This window comes from Lentilactobacillus dabitei (assembly GCF_019061365.1).
Taxonomy (GTDB): domain Bacteria; phylum Bacillota; class Bacilli; order Lactobacillales; family Lactobacillaceae; genus Lentilactobacillus; species Lentilactobacillus dabitei.
On sequence record NZ_JAHPPD010000016.1, the window covers coordinates 1 to 17,868 of the forward strand.

Annotated in this window: 16 protein-coding genes and 1 pseudogene; 4 read left to right on the forward strand and 13 right to left on the reverse strand. The window is 41.8% G+C overall.

Features of this window, described 5'->3' with window-relative positions:
- Nucleotides 1–195: 195 nt before the first annotated feature.
- Nucleotides 196–3,015 (reverse strand): cation-translocating P-type ATPase, encoded by a 2,820-nt coding sequence (locus KTE19_RS03940; RefSeq protein WP_217341667.1) that lies wholly within the window; start codon nucleotides 3,013–3,015, stop codon nucleotides 196–198.
- 440 nt (nucleotides 3,016–3,455) lie between these two features.
- A complete protein-coding gene (locus KTE19_RS03945) occupies nucleotides 3,456–4,076 on the reverse strand; it encodes a DedA family protein (protein ID WP_217162486.1) in 621 nt (206 codons plus the stop codon).
- A 117-nt stretch (nucleotides 4,077–4,193) separates the two neighbouring features.
- Between KTE19_RS03945 and KTE19_RS03950 the strand changes: the two genes are divergently transcribed.
- A complete protein-coding gene (locus KTE19_RS03950) occupies nucleotides 4,194–5,147 on the forward strand; it encodes an aldo/keto reductase (protein ID WP_217341668.1) in 954 nt (317 codons plus the stop codon).
- A gap of 731 nt (nucleotides 5,148–5,878) precedes the next feature.
- Here the strand turns inward: KTE19_RS03950 and KTE19_RS03955 are convergent.
- The 5 genes from KTE19_RS03955 to pnuC all read right to left on the reverse strand — a co-directional run bounded on the left by KTE19_RS03955 (nucleotide 5,879) and on the right by pnuC (nucleotide 10,185).
- Nucleotides 5,879–6,319 (reverse strand): GyrI-like domain-containing protein, encoded by a 441-nt coding sequence (locus KTE19_RS03955; protein ID WP_289426779.1) that lies wholly within the window; start codon nucleotides 6,317–6,319, stop codon nucleotides 5,879–5,881.
- A 469-nt stretch (nucleotides 6,320–6,788) separates the two neighbouring features.
- Complete coding sequence (locus tag KTE19_RS03960) at nucleotides 6,789–7,106, reverse strand: hypothetical protein (protein WP_217341669.1); 318 nt, start codon at nucleotides 7,104–7,106, stop codon at nucleotides 6,789–6,791.
- 47 nt (nucleotides 7,107–7,153) lie between these two features.
- Nucleotides 7,154–7,417 (reverse strand): helix-turn-helix transcriptional regulator, encoded by a 264-nt coding sequence (locus KTE19_RS03965; protein WP_217341670.1) that lies wholly within the window; start codon nucleotides 7,415–7,417, stop codon nucleotides 7,154–7,156.
- Nucleotides 7,418–7,767: 350 nt separating this feature from the next.
- Nucleotides 7,768–9,378 carry an alpha-L-rhamnosidase-related protein gene (locus tag KTE19_RS03970; protein WP_217341671.1) on the reverse strand — a complete coding sequence of 537 codons (1,611 nt, stop codon included), beginning with the start codon at nucleotides 9,376–9,378 and terminating at the stop codon, nucleotides 7,768–7,770.
- Nucleotides 9,379–10,185 (reverse strand): nicotinamide riboside transporter PnuC, encoded by an 807-nt coding sequence (pnuC, locus tag KTE19_RS03975; protein ID WP_249778522.1) that lies wholly within the window; start codon nucleotides 10,183–10,185, stop codon nucleotides 9,379–9,381.
- Between the two features lie 193 nt (nucleotides 10,186–10,378).
- On the opposite strand from pnuC, the gene KTE19_RS03980 reads away from it, so the two are divergent.
- Nucleotides 10,379–11,194, forward strand: coding sequence for a DNA/RNA non-specific endonuclease (locus tag KTE19_RS03980; RefSeq protein ID WP_217165244.1), 816 nt, complete (start codon nucleotides 10,379–10,381; stop codon nucleotides 11,192–11,194).
- A gap of 5 nt (nucleotides 11,195–11,199) precedes the next feature.
- Here the strand turns inward: KTE19_RS03980 and KTE19_RS03985 are convergent, their stop codons facing one another.
- The 3 genes from KTE19_RS03985 to KTE19_RS03995 are packed head-to-tail and all read right to left on the reverse strand — an operon-like array spanning nucleotide 11,200 to nucleotide 12,406.
- Nucleotides 11,200–11,697 carry a hypothetical protein gene (locus KTE19_RS03985; RefSeq protein ID WP_217165246.1) on the reverse strand — a complete coding sequence of 166 codons (498 nt, stop codon included), beginning with the start codon at nucleotides 11,695–11,697 and terminating at the stop codon, nucleotides 11,200–11,202.
- 51 nt (nucleotides 11,698–11,748) lie between these two features.
- Nucleotides 11,749–12,192: a DUF2178 domain-containing protein gene (locus KTE19_RS03990; RefSeq protein ID WP_217341672.1), complete on the reverse strand. Its 444-nt coding sequence runs from the start codon at nucleotides 12,190–12,192 to the stop codon at nucleotides 11,749–11,751.
- Nucleotides 12,173–12,406, reverse strand: coding sequence for a helix-turn-helix transcriptional regulator (locus tag KTE19_RS03995; protein ID WP_217165250.1), 234 nt, complete (start codon nucleotides 12,404–12,406; stop codon nucleotides 12,173–12,175). Before KTE19_RS03995 ends, KTE19_RS03990 begins: the two co-directional genes overlap by 20 nt.
- Nucleotides 12,407–12,623: 217 nt before the next feature.
- Between KTE19_RS03995 and KTE19_RS14135 the strand changes: the two genes are divergently transcribed.
- Complete coding sequence (locus KTE19_RS14135) at nucleotides 12,624–12,749, forward strand: hypothetical protein (protein ID WP_283812291.1); 126 nt, start codon at nucleotides 12,624–12,626, stop codon at nucleotides 12,747–12,749.
- Nucleotides 12,750–13,257: 508 nt separating this feature from the next.
- On the opposite strand, the gene KTE19_RS04000 is transcribed toward KTE19_RS14135, so the two are convergent.
- Complete coding sequence (locus KTE19_RS04000) at nucleotides 13,258–14,007, reverse strand: glucose 1-dehydrogenase (RefSeq protein ID WP_217341673.1); 750 nt, start codon at nucleotides 14,005–14,007, stop codon at nucleotides 13,258–13,260.
- A 168-nt stretch (nucleotides 14,008–14,175) separates the two neighbouring features.
- Here KTE19_RS04000 and tenA point away from each other — a divergent pair, with 168 nt between their 5' ends.
- Nucleotides 14,176–14,835 carry a thiaminase II gene (gene tenA / locus KTE19_RS04005; RefSeq protein ID WP_217341674.1) on the forward strand — a complete coding sequence of 220 codons (660 nt, stop codon included), beginning with the start codon at nucleotides 14,176–14,178 and terminating at the stop codon, nucleotides 14,833–14,835.
- 121 nt (nucleotides 14,836–14,956) lie between these two features.
- Here the strand turns inward: tenA and KTE19_RS04010 are convergent, their stop codons facing one another.
- Both KTE19_RS04010 and abc-f read right to left on the reverse strand, forming a co-directional pair.
- Nucleotides 14,957–15,943, reverse strand: a complete 987-nt coding sequence (locus tag KTE19_RS04010; RefSeq protein WP_217162764.1) for an ADP-ribosyltransferase — start codon at nucleotides 15,941–15,943, stop codon at nucleotides 14,957–14,959.
- Nucleotides 15,944–16,007: 64 nt separating this feature from the next.
- Nucleotides 16,008–17,516: pseudogene (gene abc-f, locus KTE19_RS04015) on the reverse strand (ribosomal protection-like ABC-F family protein).
- Nucleotides 17,517–17,868 lie beyond the last annotated feature (352 nt).

The following is a 17,868-nucleotide window of genomic DNA, read 5'->3' on the forward strand; positions in this document are numbered from 1 at the left end:
ATCACCTCATACTTAATTAATAATTCTATGGTACTCAAAAAGACGTCTACGAAGTAGACGTCCAGTTATTTAGTGCTTACGCTAATCCCCACCATTTACGCAAAACAAGCAGTGCATCCAAAACCAGATGCACTGCTTGTTTTCACTTAATCCCCGAGATCAGATGATCGAATCCCAGTTTCTTCTTAACGCTCATTAATCATATTCAACGACATCATCATTCTGCCCTTCACGCATTCGCCAGATCAATTTTTTGATCCCAGACAGGATAAATGTTGGCAAGGCTGACAGGATAATAATGCCAACGTAGAGGCCCATTGATAATGAGGCCGTTCCCATCACTTGATTAAAGAACGGAATCAATGTGACCAATACAGACGAGGTTGCGGCAAAACCAACCGCAAGGGTTAACCGGGAGTTGGTAAATGGATTCCGGTCAAACAGCGTCTTCGTACTTCTAGCATCATACACGTGCCAGAGTTGTCCGAATACCAAGGTCAGGAAGGCGATCGTCTGACTTTGGGCAATTGAAAAGCCTTGATTGGCTGCCCAAATGAAGGCGATAAACACGGCACCACCCATTACCCCACCGCGGATCAGCACTCGGCTGAGCATCCCATTGGCCAAAATTGATTGGTTAGTATCTCGGGGTTGTTGTTTCATCACATCGGCCTCTGCCTCATCGTATCCTAACGCAAATGATGGCAGCGAATCACTAATCATGTTCACCCACAGGACCATCAGTGCGGTCAGCGTTGGGGTCACTTCGGTAATGTGACCAATTGGTGCCGTAATCAAGAAGACTCCCAATAACAGCGAGAGTACTTCAGCCACATTGGTGGTTAATTCATGCCGCATAAAATTCAAAATATTGGCAAAAATGGTTCGCCCAGATTCTACTGATTTCTCGATGGTTGTAAATTTGTCATCTAATAAAATCAAATCAGCAGCATCTTTAGTCACTTCCGTCCCATTAATCCCCATTGCGATTCCGATATCAGCGGCTTTCAATGCTGGGGCGTCATTAATCCCGTCGCCGGTCATGGCCACCACCTGTTTGTGCTGCTGAAGCTGTTTGATAATGCGCTGTTTATGGGCTGGGGTCACTCGGGCATAAACTCGAGTGGTCAAGACAGCTTCGGCGAGTTGGGCATCGTCCATTGTCTCCAGTTCTTTTCCAGTAATCACCCGGGCAGTCTTTGATTTGATAATCCCTAACTGCTTGGCAATTGCTTTAGCGGTCGCGGCATGGTCACCGGTAATCATCACCACATTCACAGCGGCATCGGTTAATTTCTTAACCGATGCTCGCACTTCCTCACGCGGTGGATCAATAATTCCCACTAATCCTAAGAAGCACAGATCACGCTCAAGTTCTTCGCTTGGGGCATTCAATGCTTGATCTCGGGTGACCTCCCGTTGAGTAAGTGAAATTGTCCGCAGGGCGTTGTTAGCAAACGCCAGCATGGTGTTCTCAATATCAGCTGCAACTTCGCCAATGTCGACCACTTGATCATCAAGCATAGCTGAAGCGGTTCGATCTTTAATCACGTCCGGGGCGCCCTTGGTTAAACTATAGTATTTACCATTCTCTTTAATCACGACGGTCATCATTTTTCGAGTGCTGTCAAACGGCAGAATTCTGATGATATCAATGTCATGGTTGCCGCGTTCTTCTAACAAGGCATCACGCTTCACGCCCTGTTTGGCACCCAACACGACTAATGATACATCAGTGGGATTCCCAAATGGCCGCCAGTTCTGTTTATCATCGGGTTTAATTTCTGCTTCATTATTTAAGACTGCCACTTCCAAAAAGCGCTGGTAGTCCTTGGGGTTAACCGGCTTCCCATCGGTACGGATGATGTCACCAACCGGCGTGTAACCATTTCCCTCAACGTCATACACTTCGCCATTTGCCCAGAAACGAGTGACAGTCATCTCATTTTTAGTTAACGTTCCCGTCTTATCAGAGGCAATATAGGTCGTTGACCCCAGGGTTTCTACACTACTCAATGACTTTACCAACCCTTTCTGGTCGGCCATCATTTTGGCCCCAATTGTCAGCACAATTGAAAGGACCACTGGCATGGCATCAGGGATCGAGGCCACTGCAATGGCAATCGAAGTGGAAGAAATTCCGGCTAAGCTTTCCAGTGACACATTGCCGACTTGCAACAGTTGCTTGACAATATCGTAGCCGATTGTCAGGAGAATAATCAGCCCGGCAATGATCATCAATTTCTTGCTTAACCTGTGGACTGATTTTTCGATCGGCGTTTTCTGGTCGTCGATATCCTGCATTAAATTTGAAATTCGACCCAGTTCAGTGTCCATCCCCGTCGCGACCACCACGCCAATTCCGTTTCCGTTAACGACCATTGAGCCGGAATACCCCATGTTAGTGCGATCCCCCAGCTCGGTATCTTCGGAAACAGCTTCGGTATCCTTGCTGATGGCATCAGATTCACCAGTCAAATGTGACTCGTTAATCTGCAATTCAGCGGTCTTTAGCCACCGTAAGTCGCCGTCAATGAAGTCACCAGATTTCACACTGACGATATCGCCAGGAACCAAATCACTGGCTGCCACCGAAATCCAGTTGCTGTCCCGAAGAACGTGCATGTGATGCTGGCGCATGTTGGAGAGCGCTTCAAGCGATTTTTGGGCGGAGCGGGTTTGGTGAAAGGTCAGGCCACTATTAATCACCACAATTAGCAAAATTGCAACTGCTTCATAAACGGAAGCCATGGCATGCTTGTGGTCACCGGTCACGTTAAAATCGTACATTGCACTGGCAAGGGCTAATCCCGTCGCAACCAGCAGAATAATAATTAATGGCTCCTTAAAACTTTTCAAGAACATTTTCCAAGCGGGCTCTTTCTTGGCTGACTGAAGCCGATTGGGTCCATATTCCTGTTGGCGAAGTTGTGCTTTTGGTTCACTCAAGCCAGAAATTCGGCTAGTTTCAAGGGTTTCCAAAACTGACTTTGTGCTTTGACTATACCATTTCATCGGGTTCCTCCTTATAGGTGGGAATCTGTTTCGTCTAAAAAATACTTATAATAAGTATAACAAAGTCAAGCTGCTCACTTGTGAAAGTTTAGAGAATATTTGAGAAAAGTTTGAAGAATTTTAAAGTGTGCGCAGCAAAGCGGTTAGAAACCGGAGCCTAAGTGTCTTCAATCATAAATCCTGGTTTTGGATTTTTGGTTGAAGAGGCTTAGGTGCAGGTTTCTGCTTTGCGGAGCATGATTCTACTATGTGACATAAGTGCTTATGTGCAGGTTATTGCTTTGCGGAGCACTACTAATCTATCCAACAAGAAACCGCATAACTACAAGTTCCTCCTTTGCACCACAGTCCTAATTTACATAGAAAAGAAACTTCTGCCTTAGAATGCCCTGCATCACGCAACAAAAAAGGCCCCCAGGCAATCGCCCACAGGTCCAAATTCACTGTTCATCCCTATTTTTCGTTGAAAATTTATAATAAACGTAGCAAGCTACAATGACCACCACGACGACCAGAATCACCATCAACCATTGATCTAGTTGCCCAAGCATCTGTTCCCAAGCTTGCCCAGCAAAGTGACCAACGAGGATTAGCACCGTATTCCAAAGCAATGTCCCAATAATGGTTAAACCACTGAACTTGCCAAACGAATAGCCAGTCATCCCTGCCGGAATTGAAATCAAGCTCCGGACGACTGGAATGCATCGACCGATTAAAATAGCAACAGCCCCATGCTTGTTGAAATAATGACCGGCTTTCGCAATGTCTGCGGGCTTCAACCGTAAAATTTTGCCGATTTTCCCAGATACCAGCCGCTCCAGCTGTTCAACACTCAATAATCGGCCAACCCCATATAGGGCGACTGCCCCAAGGTAAGCCCCAGCAGTTGCTGCCAAAATCGACCCCAAAATGGTCAGCTTACTTGAGATCGTTAAATAACCAGTGAACACCAACACCACTTCAGAAGGGATCGGCGGAAAAATATTTTCGAAGGCAATTAGGAACGCAATTCCCCAATAGCCATATTGATTAATTAATTCAGTAATCGTACTCTCGCTCAATTAATTTCCTCGCTTCTCATTTTAGTAAGGCGATTATACCATATTCAAACTTTTCAATCTTTGGCATGTTGATTTTAATGGCTTATAATTGAAGGTAATTAATGAAGGAGGATGGAAATGAAGACATTAAAAATTGGTAACACCAACTTCGAAGCATCTGCAGTTGCGTTAGGAATCATGCGGATGGCTGGCATGGATACAAATGCCGCCGCAAAAACGCTGCAAACTGCTGTGGATACTGGGATTAACTACATTGATTCAGCCGACATCTATGGTGAAGGCGGTTCAGAAAAGAAGTTTAAGGAAGCCTTAAAAGCTTCTGGCATTTCTCGGGATAAACTATTTATCCAGTCAAAGGGTGGAATCGTCCTTGATCCCAGCCGCAGCCACGATGGCTTAGTATTCGGGGCTCGCTATGACTTTTCAAAGCAACACTTAATCGAAGCGGTTGATGGGATTCTGGAACGAATGGGCGTCGATTACCTGGATTCATTCTTGCTCCACCGACCAGATCCATTGATGGAAGAAGATGAAGTTGCGGACGCCTTTGATACTCTTCAGCGTGAAGGTAAAGTTCGTCACTTTGGGGTTTCCAACTTTGATCCTGAACAAGTCGAAATGGTTCAATCATGGGTTAACCAACGACTAATCATTAACCAACTGCAATTTAACGTGGTTCATTCCGGCATGATCAAGGCTGGCCTCCATGTTAACAAGGCCGGTGATGATAGTAATGATCATAACGATCAAATCATCGAATATTCACGCCGCAAACACATGACTATCCAAGCTTGGTCACCATTTAATTATGGCTTGTTTGATGGTATGTATATCAATGATCCTAAGTATGGCAAACTAAACGATAAGTTGGCTGAATTAGCTGACAAGTATGGCGTTTCAAAGAATGCCATCGCGGTAGCCTGGATTCTCCGTCATCCGGCTCACATTCAAGTATTGTTAGGCACAATGAATCCTGACCATATCAAGGATAGTGCTGCTGGTGCTGATGTCGAATTGACGAAGCAGGAGTGGTACGATTTGTACTTTGCTGCGGGTAATGACTTGCCTTAAAAAGAAGTGAGCGACGAGCAACGGTTTGACGCGGTTATCTAAGGGTCCGCCAACTGAAATCCCGGTTTTGGATTTTGGTTGGCGGATTCTTAGATGTTAGCGTCAGTTGCGTCGGAGCGGTCCTCAACAAGAATATGGAATCGAAGGCTCCAACCATTGACCCCGGAACATAACTCAAAACAGCCACTGATAAACGGCTTTGTTTGTCAGTGGCTGTTTTGTGTTATGTGGTAGGGGGCGAACGGTCCTCAACAAGAATACAACCAATTGACCCTGGAGCAATAATTGATCGTGGTTTAAGTTAGGAAGAAATAATTAAATATTAGAGTATGCCTTAAGATCCTTTAAACAGTCTACATTAAAAATTTGTTTTTAGTGTACTGTGCACATTTTCCTTGTCAGGAAATAAAGCGACTTGATTTATTTCAAATGATCAATTTAATTCATTTAACATATGTTTCTTGTTACTATCATTACTAGGAATTACTAATCTGATTGGTTACTTACTCTTAATTATACAGAACCACTTTTGGATTAATCACATCGTGAATGTTTTGCAAACTAAACATTTTACCATCACGGGATTCAACAAGAAAAGCCACTTTGAGCACACAAGCGTTCATTAATAAATGATTGCTCAACAAAGAAATGATGAATTAGGTTTCTAAAGTTAATTAGATCAGCGCATTCACACAGTATCAAAAAAGCCGCGTTTTACAACAATAAATTTCCTATTCTACTGGGATTAATATTTCACAGTATCCCATCTTTACTAATTTTTGCTGATACCGTTCAATAATTGGTTTATTGATAGTGCTAAGCCTTTCCTCGCAGATAATCCGTTCCATCTTTTGATAGAATTCGTTAATTGCTGTTTCAATGTGCGCTATTTGGAAAACAGCATAGTTCCCGGCTGTTAATACTCTTTGTTTGATTCGGTCATTTTTAAAATGTCCCCTATCGGTAATTAGACAAGTATCATATCTACAGTTAACACTAGAAACATTTTGTGGATTATCCAGAGCTATGCCAAGTATAGTCGATTCTTGAAATAGTCGTTCTGATTTAATCCATTGTTTAAATGAATCCATTAACTTTCTATTTTCAACACCATAAGCCCCTATTCGTCTAAAATAAACGACTTTCGTTTCTGTCATATGTTCAATATTCACTTTTACACACTCCATTGTTGTACTTGGACGTCCTGTGCTAATAGCATAACCCCAGTTAAAATGAAATACACTACCAAGTTTAAAATAATTTATTGACAATCATATTTCCCGTTTAATAGATCAAGTAAGGAAATTAAAGCGGCGGTTATTTCCGATCAAAAGTGGTGCTTTTAGTGTTAAATCTGTAAATCCTATAATTCTCAGCAATCTATATAGCTAATTCAAAGTTCAAGTGCCCCCATTTTAAATTTCAATCAATTAGCTTTGCTATTTGATTGAAATTGCATCGAAGTATTTTTTTATCGCAGTATAAAACTAAATATTTTAATTTATTGGATCTCGAGCATAACTCAAAACAGCCACCAGAACTTTAAACTGTTCATAAGTGGCTGGTTTGCATTACATGACTGGTTTTCAAATCATTTGTAATTCTTACACATAGCTAGGACAATAGTTTGAGAACTCCCTCTCAAATTCCGACGAACTTTAGCAGATAAAAGTTAAAAGCCGCCCAAATAACTGAGATAATCAAAATCACAAGAATGACGATACCAGCAATCCATAACCCAGAATGCTTCTCGGTTGTCCGTTCCCGATCCGGATTATAAGCAGGATTCAAGTTTTCCGCCAATGGATATTTGCGCGATAACCGTGGTTCCATCCACGTCGTCTGAAATACTTTAATTGCTCCTAACCCAATTGGCCACAAAATTAGCCAACTGATGCCAGCAATCTCTAATATCCTATCACTATCCGTTAATGACACTAGGCTAATCAAGATCAACATTAATACTACAAATCCAATAATCAGGCACAAGCGATAAAATTGATGCATTACCAGCCATGTGTGGGTTTGGTCAGCCTTCTGTTTGTCAAATATCTTAATTGTTCACCCTTATCCGAGTCTGATATCGTTTCAAATAAATCACCAATTTGAACACCCAATGCATTAGCAACCAAACGTAACGTTTCTAAACTGGCATCTTCCCCAGCTTCTAGGCGTTGAATTGTTCTGGGATTAACCTGGCTCACTTCTGCTAAATGTTCTTGAGTCCAACCATGCTGTTTTCGTAAATATGCAATTTTGTTATTAGTCATCATTTTGATTTCAGAATGGTTTTTCGGCTAGCTCGATCTACCGTTCTGTTCCTCCTTACTATTGGTTTTGAATCATTCATGATTCACTTAAACCATAGTGTACTTGGTAAAATCATACCACGACAGCGTCACGACAATAACCCGACAGTTGGCAACTCAAGATGAGGACAGCTAAATCCACTCAAACGTTAGAGGTTCGCGAACCATTTTAACGATGGTTATTTTGATTTATTATGAGTGCAGTTTCCGCGATTTAACCTTTGATCAACGACTTCGTATAACTTAATAAGGCCATCCGATTGAAATTCTGAGAATGAATTCCGATCAGATGGCCTTATTAATTAATCACTTTATTTTCCATCAGCCTTCAAATATTTTCGAAAAATATAAGCTGGCACACATCCCCAGCCATGACAATAACTATGAACCAGCGTGCTATTAACACCATACGGAGAATATTCAGCATCTTGAATTGAAAAAACTTCCCAGGATGTTTGGGCACCTGCTGCAATCATCTTTCCCCAATATGCTTTGATTAGTCTAACTGCCAAATCAACTAAATCATTTTCACATAAAGTTAAGCAGAGTTCACCATACAAATAGGGCGATACAAAGAAAGTCATTGGCAGTTTATCCAAGGCACACCTTAGTAGTTGCTGATTTTGCTTTTTGGTAAACACATTCGCTCTCACAAGCCAAATTTGGCTAGGCCAGTTTATCTGACTATTTTTGCCACTGACAAACAAGCCCTTCTGCTGATCAAAATACAGGTCACGTGCAAGGCTAGTCAATTTTGTCTGGATCTGCCTAAGTTCAGGGATTTGTGGATCCTCCACAATCTCAGCCAAATATATCAACCGATTTAAGGCAAAAATTATGATCCCAAGGGTTGCTGCTTCCTTGGAAACATTGGCGTCTGCTAACCAATCTAAGAAAACTGTCTGAACTAAGTCACTATTCGGGATTCCGCTAGGATCAATTTGATTCAAGCCGTACTGAACCGCTCGTTTCGCAGTTTCATAAAGGCCCATCAACGTTTCTTTATCTTTAGTCTCCCCAAAATAATTTGCTAACACATCGACAAACAGTAACGTATAGTCTCCCATTTCCAAATCATCGGGTGTCTCTATCCCATCCGAAAAAATATCCGCACACAGAGAACCGGTTCTGCGATTAGCCGTACTTGCAAATAAATATAGGCACCGTTTAATAATGTCGAAATTTTCGAACGTTACTTCATCAGTTAATGATTGAATCCGAAAATCGCCAATCCACAAACGTCGATCACGTTTAGGACCGTCTTCAAAGACCGTCTGCATACAGCTGTGCAATGTGGCTAACGACAACTCGTCAATTTGCTTTAGTTGTGAGTCGTTTGTACAAAACTCATTATTTACGTTAAGTTCACCAGCAGAACTTTCAGAAACAAAGTCTGGATTTTTGAGTACTAATTGATATTTTTGAGAAGTATCAATGATTGAAATTTTGATATACCGGCAGGCAACGCGTTCAAATTCTTTTTTCCACGGGAACTTTAGGATTCTAACGGCATCCTCTTGAATCCATCCCTTTGGCAACCAACCCTCATAGTCCTTGCTTGCAGACAATTCCTTCTCCGTTTCACAAAAGCGAACATTCAAACCAGCTGGTGCATCCGGATGGGAACCAGTTGTTATCAATTGACAATTAAAATGACCAACACAGTGCCTACCTAGATCTAATACCAAAACATCATTTCTTGATAATCTAGGCAACCTATCTACGTCAACATTTTTCCGTGAGCCTTGATTGCCAATGTGTGAATAAGTCGCTGACAAAATCGGGATCCTTTGACGTTTTAATTGAGGATCGATTGCCTGAGCCTTTCCGTAAAACTCATCATTCACTTCCAAATTTGAACTGCCAGTCTTGTCAACCTTAAATTGTGACCGTTTCCCCTGATTGTCAAAATGGTAACTCATTTAAGCCTTCACTTCTTTCTGAAGTTTGGATGTCCACACGTAATAGCCATAAAGTGAATTGATGAGGTAGGCAAGCCAAAGTGCAATTATGATTGGGTTAAAGTTAATTGTCCAAAGAACAAGTTCAGCAACGTTACCAATAATCCACAGTAACCACTGGCTGGAACCATATCTGAGAACCATTAATAATTGAGCAAACACTTGAACGACAACACTAATCGAATCAATCCAAGGATGAGGATCTAAGGTACTCGATAAGAATGGCACTTGTTTTAAGAACGATCCCAAAGCAAACCAACCAATCAATACCAGAACTACTAAGGTTGCCCATCCCCATTTTGTCAGTTCTTTAACTTGAACAACATCTTTTCTGTCAGAATCAGTTTGGATGTTTTTAGCTGTCCACTCATAAATACCAATAAATTGAAGAATGAAAAAGTATAAGTTCAAATAAACCTCGCCATACAAGTTGTTCGCAAATGAAACATAAATGTAAGTAATATTATTGAGAATCCCCCAAAAATAGTTGGTAATCTCGCCATCTGCACAAATAACAACGCTGATAATGCCAGTAATTCCAGCAAGTAAGCCAAATATGCCTGTGACAGACGTATCGGGTTTCAATGAAAAAGTTCCGTTGGCAAAATATAGGAAAAACGAAACCACCTGAAGTAAAAGTAACAGGAATAGGTAGAAAGTTCTTCCCCTACTCATTTTAAAAATTGCCCGATAAATTTGCTTCGGGCTAAAAGCCAAGCCAATTGCTCGGCTAACAATGTTACCATGTTCATGTAATAAGCTTTGCATTCTTGTTCATCTTCCTCATTATAAAAGTACATTTAACCTTTATTAGTTTAAAGTTAAATGTACTTTTATAATAACTCCTAATCTCAAAATTACAAGCCCTTTACTAAATTCAATTAATGAACCCCTTGCCGTTCCCCTCCGTAATCTGCTATCCTCAATAGCGGACGTTACAACTATAATCGAGGGTGAAATCATGAGTAAACGTAGACGCAAGCATCGTCAATCATACACATTTTCCAGCTTAATCATTGCAATTATCATTTTAGTTGGTGGCTGGTTATTTTCCGGCGGCCAGCCAAGCGACATTCAATCATTTATTCAAAACATTTCTCAAACAGTATTCAACCAGACCAAAAGCGTCGATTCCAATAATGAACTAGCCAAGCTCAACTACCATTCAGGCGAGCAAAGCTATATTTACGTAAACCATAATAAGGCCAACCTGAATCCTACCAAGTGGCAATCAAATCATGTCGTTTATTCAAATTTAGATCGCTTCAATCGGACCAGCAAAGGAAACCTGGCCTATTTAGAACCCCACAATTTGGCTTCAGATGAAAATCGCGTTCGCCAGTACGTTGAACCGACTGCTTGGCACCAAAAATTTGTCGACCGCGAGCCCATTATCAATCGGGGACACTTAATTGCCTATTCGATTTCTAAAGGGATTAGCGCAAATGGCACCTATAACCCCAGTGACCAATCGGGGGATCAAAATAATCCGAAAAACTTATTTACCCAAACCGCCTTTTCCAATCAACGAGTCCAAACCATTTTCGAGCAGAAAATCCGGGAAGCCCTTAAAGATGGTAAACGGGTCATCTTCTTTTCCAAACCAATTTTCAGGGACAATGACCTAATGGCCCGGGGAATTCACTTAGAGGCAATCAGCACCGACAAATCACTCAACTTCAACGTTTACCTATTTAATGTACAACCAAAAGTTCAATTTGACTACTCAACTGGGCGATCAACCATTGATCGGGAAATGAGCGTTCCAGAACCTTAAACTAATTACCAAACCGAACTATAGAATCCTTGCATAAAAAGACAAATGCAGAGGCTTTGAATTAACAAGCCAATCCATACCCAATTTTGATTAGTTGATTGCCAAAATTGATAATTTAGCCAAAGTAATAATGGTAATGCGGTAATTGCAGCAATATCATTCACAGGGAAGGCTTTCGTCATGACTCTCAAACCATTACCAATCATGAGCAAAATAATTTCGAAGATCCCTAATACGACAGTAATCTTGTTAATTCGATTATTGAAAACTGATTGATGGATAAATTCTTTTTGAGTCAAAATACCAACCCAAACATAGCTGGCAACCATTATCCAAATAAACGTAACAATCATCAGCCAAGGCATTAGATTTGGCCTGACAAACGGTAACGTTCCCAAATCAAACAACTTAAAGAAGGTCATCCCATTCATGACATACGCAACAGTTGGGCTAACCAGAAAGTTCAGCCAAAATAGAATGGTTAACCCAAGGGATTTATTCATTATTTGGTCGTTCCTTTCTTTAGTTTCTCATTTCGATATCGAAGATTCTAGCTATTCTTTAGCATCAAAGTAAAGCCAACCGCTTAAGTAGGCCATAAAACTGATGATGAGTGCTCCTCCAAGGGCAAACAACACCGGGTGAGCACCCATACCAACGCTTAGAATTGGAATGACAATCAGTTCAATCAGCAATAACGTAATCATTACGTGATAAGTCCACCGCAATGCCTGTTGAGAAATTGCTTTTTCCCGTTCGTCTGCGGCGCTCAGTTCACCCCGATTAGGGTTAAATGACGGATCTTGTCTCGCTAAAATAACTCTTATAATACCAAAAATAATTAACCATACTAGCAGCATAATTCCATAAACACCAAATTGAAATGACGATTCTCCGGTGGTAGTCCAATACGAATGACTCACCGTGTACATCATTGTACAGGTCGCAAGGATAACCATGATAATATTGCCAATTTGTTCAATGATCACTTTTTTCATTTGCGGAGCCTCCCAACCAAAATAAGTCATTAATATTAACCTTTAACTTCAGAGCAAGCTGCAGAGCCAGGAGCAACGAGGGGGTACACTTTCCCTTTTCCAAAGAAATGATTGTTCGCCGGGTCACCCCAACAGCGGCCGCCAGTTGTGCTTGGGTTAACCCCAACTGTTTGCGGTGCTCTGACACATTATTATCTACAAAGATGATCGGCATCCCCCTATCTGCTGTGAAGTTCATTTCACATTATATTATAGCAAGTTATTGATTGAATGTGAAGTTGGTTTCACATTGTTTCTGTATATCTGTTTGCATTAATGTAACTTCAATCATTAAATATTTATTAGGCAAAGTCATTATTCAAAACGTATTTAATTATAAATTTCTAACGTTGAATATATATTTGTAATTACCAGAGGGAGGCGTGCTAACATTGACAAACAAAGATTATCCTTGGTTAGACGGTGGATATGATGATATCGATTTTGACGCTGAACTTAAAGATGTTGGTAATTATGGACTTGAGTCTCCTGTTGGGAAGGAGCAAGTAAACTGGTAACCTCTGCATCATTTTTATAGCAGCTAATCTCCACCCCGGCCACGAATAAATCGGCCATGATCCGGGAATGGACTCGTTAGACGCCCAATGATAGTGGTATTCAGAGACCAGTCATTACTTTCCAAATTTTGATTATATTGCCAGACACGGTGAAATTGTTGGTAGTGTTACCACCACTCTTTTGAACCAATTAATTAAACGAGCCAAATCTATCTTTTAACCCATTGGTTATTGCAAACTGTTATCTTCTTTAATTTAAACAAAAACAGTCACGACATGGTTTTTACCCGTCATGACTGTTTTTGTTTACTTTTACTCCTGTAGATTCTTTTAATAATTTTGGATTTGAACGATGGTTAGGTTTCTTGGCATCATAGTGGAAACGTGCTCACCCAAGCAGAAGCCTGCACATAAGCACTTTCAACAAAAATCCCCAAGACCAGGGGATTCCTGTTGAAAGCGACTTATGCTCCGGCTTCTAACCGCTTGGGTTCGCACTCTTCGCACTTTATGCTCTTTGCGCGCCATCAATCACAAAATCGGCGCCGTTAGCAAACTTCGATTCATCGCTGCCAAGGTAGACACAGACTTCACCGATATCAACCGGTTCGCCCATGTGCCCTACTGGAATGGTGCTAACAATTTGCTTTTCATATTCCTTTGGTACAATATCCGTTGCAATCCAGCCAGGGTGCACATTGTTGACTCGGATATCGAGTTTCTGTTGAGCCAACGATAGTGCTGTGGCATGGGTTAACAAACGTGTACCACCCTTACTTGCTGAATAAGCTGGGCTCATTGGCAGACCAACTAAGCCGGCAACTGATGAAATATTAATAATCGAACCCTTGCCGTTGGTATATTTCTTCATGGCTTTGATCGCATACTTCTCACCAAGGAAATTCCCAGTTAAATTAATATCAATCACTTGTAGCCAGTCTTCAAGCTTCAACTCATCGAGTGGGCCATTAACCCCACCAACACCCGCATTGTTGACCAGAATATCCAGCTTACCAAATTTATCGATGGTTTTGGTAACGGTATCCTGCCAAGATTTTTCATCAGCAACATTTTGCTGAACAAAGAGTGATTTGTCGTCGCCAAACTTTTCAACGGCTTTCTTGCCGCCTTCAACGTTATGGTTGGCGGTCAAAACAACCTTGGCTCCCTCCCGAACGTAACACTCAGCAATGCCTAAACCAATTCCAGCAACGCCACCAGTAATCAATGCAACCTTATCTTTCAATCGATCCATCACAAACGCTCCCCTTCTAATTGTCATTACAAGTCAATTCTACAGACCAGAAATTCCAATAGCAATTGATATGCTCTTTAATTCACAAATATTTGTGTCGTTCCTTCGCAATCATTTCATGCTAAAATAACCACAGTCAAAATTTGCCAAGTTAAAGGAGTTATCATCACAATGCCAACAATCACCGATCAAATGAAACAAAAAGCTGAACCGCTTTGGCAAGCCAGCTTCAATCATCCATTCATCAAAGAATTATCAACCGGTCAACTGCCAATGGAAGAATTCCGTTACTACCTCAAGCAGGACCGCTATTGCCTGCAGAACTTTTCAACCCTTCACGGTAAAATCGCCGATCAAATCAAAGATCCATCGATCAAGAAATTCTTATATGCCGGTGCCACTGGCTTGAACGATTCTGAAAAGGATGTTCGCACTGAATTCTTTCAGCAACTCGCAATCACCCCAGCAGAAATCCGCCAAACACCCATGGCACCTAACGCTTACAACTATGTGAGCCACATGTATCACGAATTATATGTCGGTTCACCCCGGCGAGCATGTGCGGCCCTGCTGCCATGTTACTGGCTTTATAATGATCTCGGCAAGCAACTCATTAAGAACGGTTCGCCGATGAAAATTTACCAAGAATTCATCGAAACTTATGACAGCCCTGAGTTTACGGATGCGACCAACACGATGATTTCAATCGTCGATCAACTCGGCGAAAAGGCCGAACCGGCTGAGCGCCAAGCCATGGTGACCGCGTTTGTCCGCAGCAGTTACTACGAACTTCATTTCTGGGGAATGGCGTATACCGAACAAAAATGGTAAGCAACGGCTGATCTTAGCTTCACCAAAAACGGGTTCCTCAATCAATCCAAACGCTGGATTGAACTGGGGAACCCGTTAATTATTCGTGCCACGCTATTATTTCATTAAGAATGATTTTGAACTATTTTGCCAAATTCAACGTCACCATCGTGTAGTTGATCTTCGTGTTGGTCGTCTGGCTCTTGGCCTTTTTACCCTTTTGTTTAACCTTCGTCACCGTTTTGGTTGTTGATTTACCCTTTTGAACCTTTGTGACAATCATCTTGGTGCCGGGCTTTAACAAATATTCCTTCTCGCCAACATTGGTTGAAATGGGGTCAATGTAAGCGCCGTGTTTGCCAGCCGGCAAGTTGATTTTTAAAATCACGTGTTGATTTGAGAAGCCCAACGCGATCATCTGGCTCAACGTGCAGGATGAATAAGCTGGGTCCTGGTAACGGCGGCCAACTTTGATCGACCGGTTTACCAATGATTTCCTCAGGCCAACTAGCGACGTCCCCCGATAAATCGTCAACGGCTTGGTTAAGTTAAATTTGTTAATACTTGCGTTAATTCGGCGAATACTGGTTGTTACTTTCTTCGTTGGCTTAAAACTTGGTGTCCGCAGCACCGTATTAATCTTGCCATACCCCTTATCCGTATAATACCGGATTGCTTTAATATCTGATTTAGAAATACGCTTTGACCATTTCTTCGAGGCTGCCTTCATCTTTGCGATGGTCTGCCGATCGTTTTTTAGCCCTTTGGTTGAATAAACCACTTTTGCTGGGTTGAGCAATTCATAAGCATCCTGGCTTCCCGCCTTACTAACCACATAGCCTTGGCGATTCTGTAATGTTGACTTGATGGTTAAAACCGTATTCTTTGGAACCGCGATATAGGAGTCGTAATTGGGTAACCCATTAACAACACCATACAAGCGAACCCTTTTATTAGTAACAACTTGTTGTGGCCCAGCGTTCTTGAGCTTTGCTGAATAAGTTGTTGAAACAGTGGTCGTTGTGTTGCCGTGAACTTCTTTGTGAACCGACTCGGCATTAACCGGGCTTGTTGCAAGTAGTCCCGCCATCAATGCGAGGGCGAGGACTAACCGTTTAGGTTTAAACATTTTGTGACCATCCCTTTTGCTTTATTTGAAATCGTTTGGGTTGCTTCAAGGTTGCCCTCCCCACTCACGGTCGTTTCAGCTCAATCACCGGCACATTGGCAATTGCCTTGACAAAATTTCGATCATGGTCAATCACCAACATTGGCGGTTGATACTTTAGAATTAAATCTTCAACTTGTTGACGGGTGATCACGTCCAGATAGTTTAGCGGTTCATCCCATACATACAGGTTGGCGGACTCACACAACGATCTGGCCAGCGACACCTTTCGTTTTTGGCCCATGCTCAAATCTCGAAGATCTGCCGTGAACACCGACCGCTCGAAGCCCAATTTTCTTAACATATTCAGCAAGCTTGGTAATTCAATACTGTAACTTGCCGCATATGCTTCAATCGACCCGCTTAATGCTTCAAAGTTCTGGGTTAAATACGAAATTTTGAGCTTTGACGGATAGTTAACCGTTCCATTAATAACTAGATCAGTATCACCCAGAATTGCTTTGATCAAAGTTGTCTTGCCATAGCCATTTGGGCCCAATAATACCTGTCGTTGGCCCGATTTCAACTCAAACGTAATTGGCTGATTTAACGTCACCCCGTTTCTGGCAACCTGTAAATCAGTGACTCACATTAAGTGTTGCTGGTACGGTGGTTGATAATTCAACGTCAACTGCGGCATTTCGTCAATGTTCTTCAATAAGGTCTTCTTCTCGTCAATCGCCATTTCAGTTCGGTTGAGGGTATTTTTTGAGCGCTTCATGATTTTGGCGGCTTTGTGACCTAAAAAGCCTTTATCCATCATGACCCGACCTTGATACTTGTATGCCAGCTGCGACTTTTTGGCTTCGGCGTTGCCTGCCCACTGCTTAATTTTGTTGGCAGTCACATCCAAGCGTTTGATTTCACTCTGTAAATGCTGCTTTTCAACCTTCTCGCTGGCATTGGTCTTGTCAAATTCGCGCTGCCAGGTTTCATAATTGTCATCAAACAACCGGATTTTTTCACGGTCAATTGATAACACGTGGTCAATAACTTGGTCGATAAAGTAACGGTCATGGCTAACAACAATGAAGCCGGTTTTGCCTTTCAAGTAATCTGCCACAACATCCCTGGCGGCCACATCCAAATGATTGGTCGGCTCATCAATCAGCTTGAACGTCCCGCTCTCACTGAACATCACTGCCAGTAGTGCTTTTGTCCGTTCACCTGGACTCAGGGTGTTAAATGGCCGCTCCAAGACATTATCACTCAGTTGTAACTTATCCATTTCAATTTGAATCCGCCAAAGTTCACTCGAATCCATCTTAGCGATGTTGAGTAAGACCGTTGCCGTCATTTGACTAGGATCGTGAACTGGTTGGGGAAAATAGGTAAAGGCAACGTTGGTGCTAATTTGACCATGGTAGGCCAGCTGTCCCAACAAAAGCCGCAAAAAAGTCGTCTTTCCCCGACCATTTCGCCCGATTAATCCCAACTTCCAACTGTCATCGATATTCAAACTAAATTTATCAAAAAGATTGCTCGACATGCCATCGTATCTAAATGATAGGTCATGAATTTTAATTGTTCCCATTAAAGATCACCTCATTTGTTAAGAGGCTCATCACGGCAATTATTCAGCTAAACAAAAGGTCCGCTAAACGAGAATCATCCCGTCGCAGGCCTTCTGTATCGATATTTTTGCGAGAATGTCAGCTTAACCCGTGTGACATTAACAAACGTCACCCTTAATAAACGACACCGAATTTGGTTCACACAAAATTACTAATTCGCACAGAATAACCCCTGCTGATGAGCAGTGATAGTATCAAATTCTGAATTAACGATTAGCAATCTTCAATGCGAGCCACATCCCTTTTTTGTTATCTAGTTGATATACCTAGTGCACTGCTCCATTGTTTCACAAATTTCTGAATTAGTCCAGT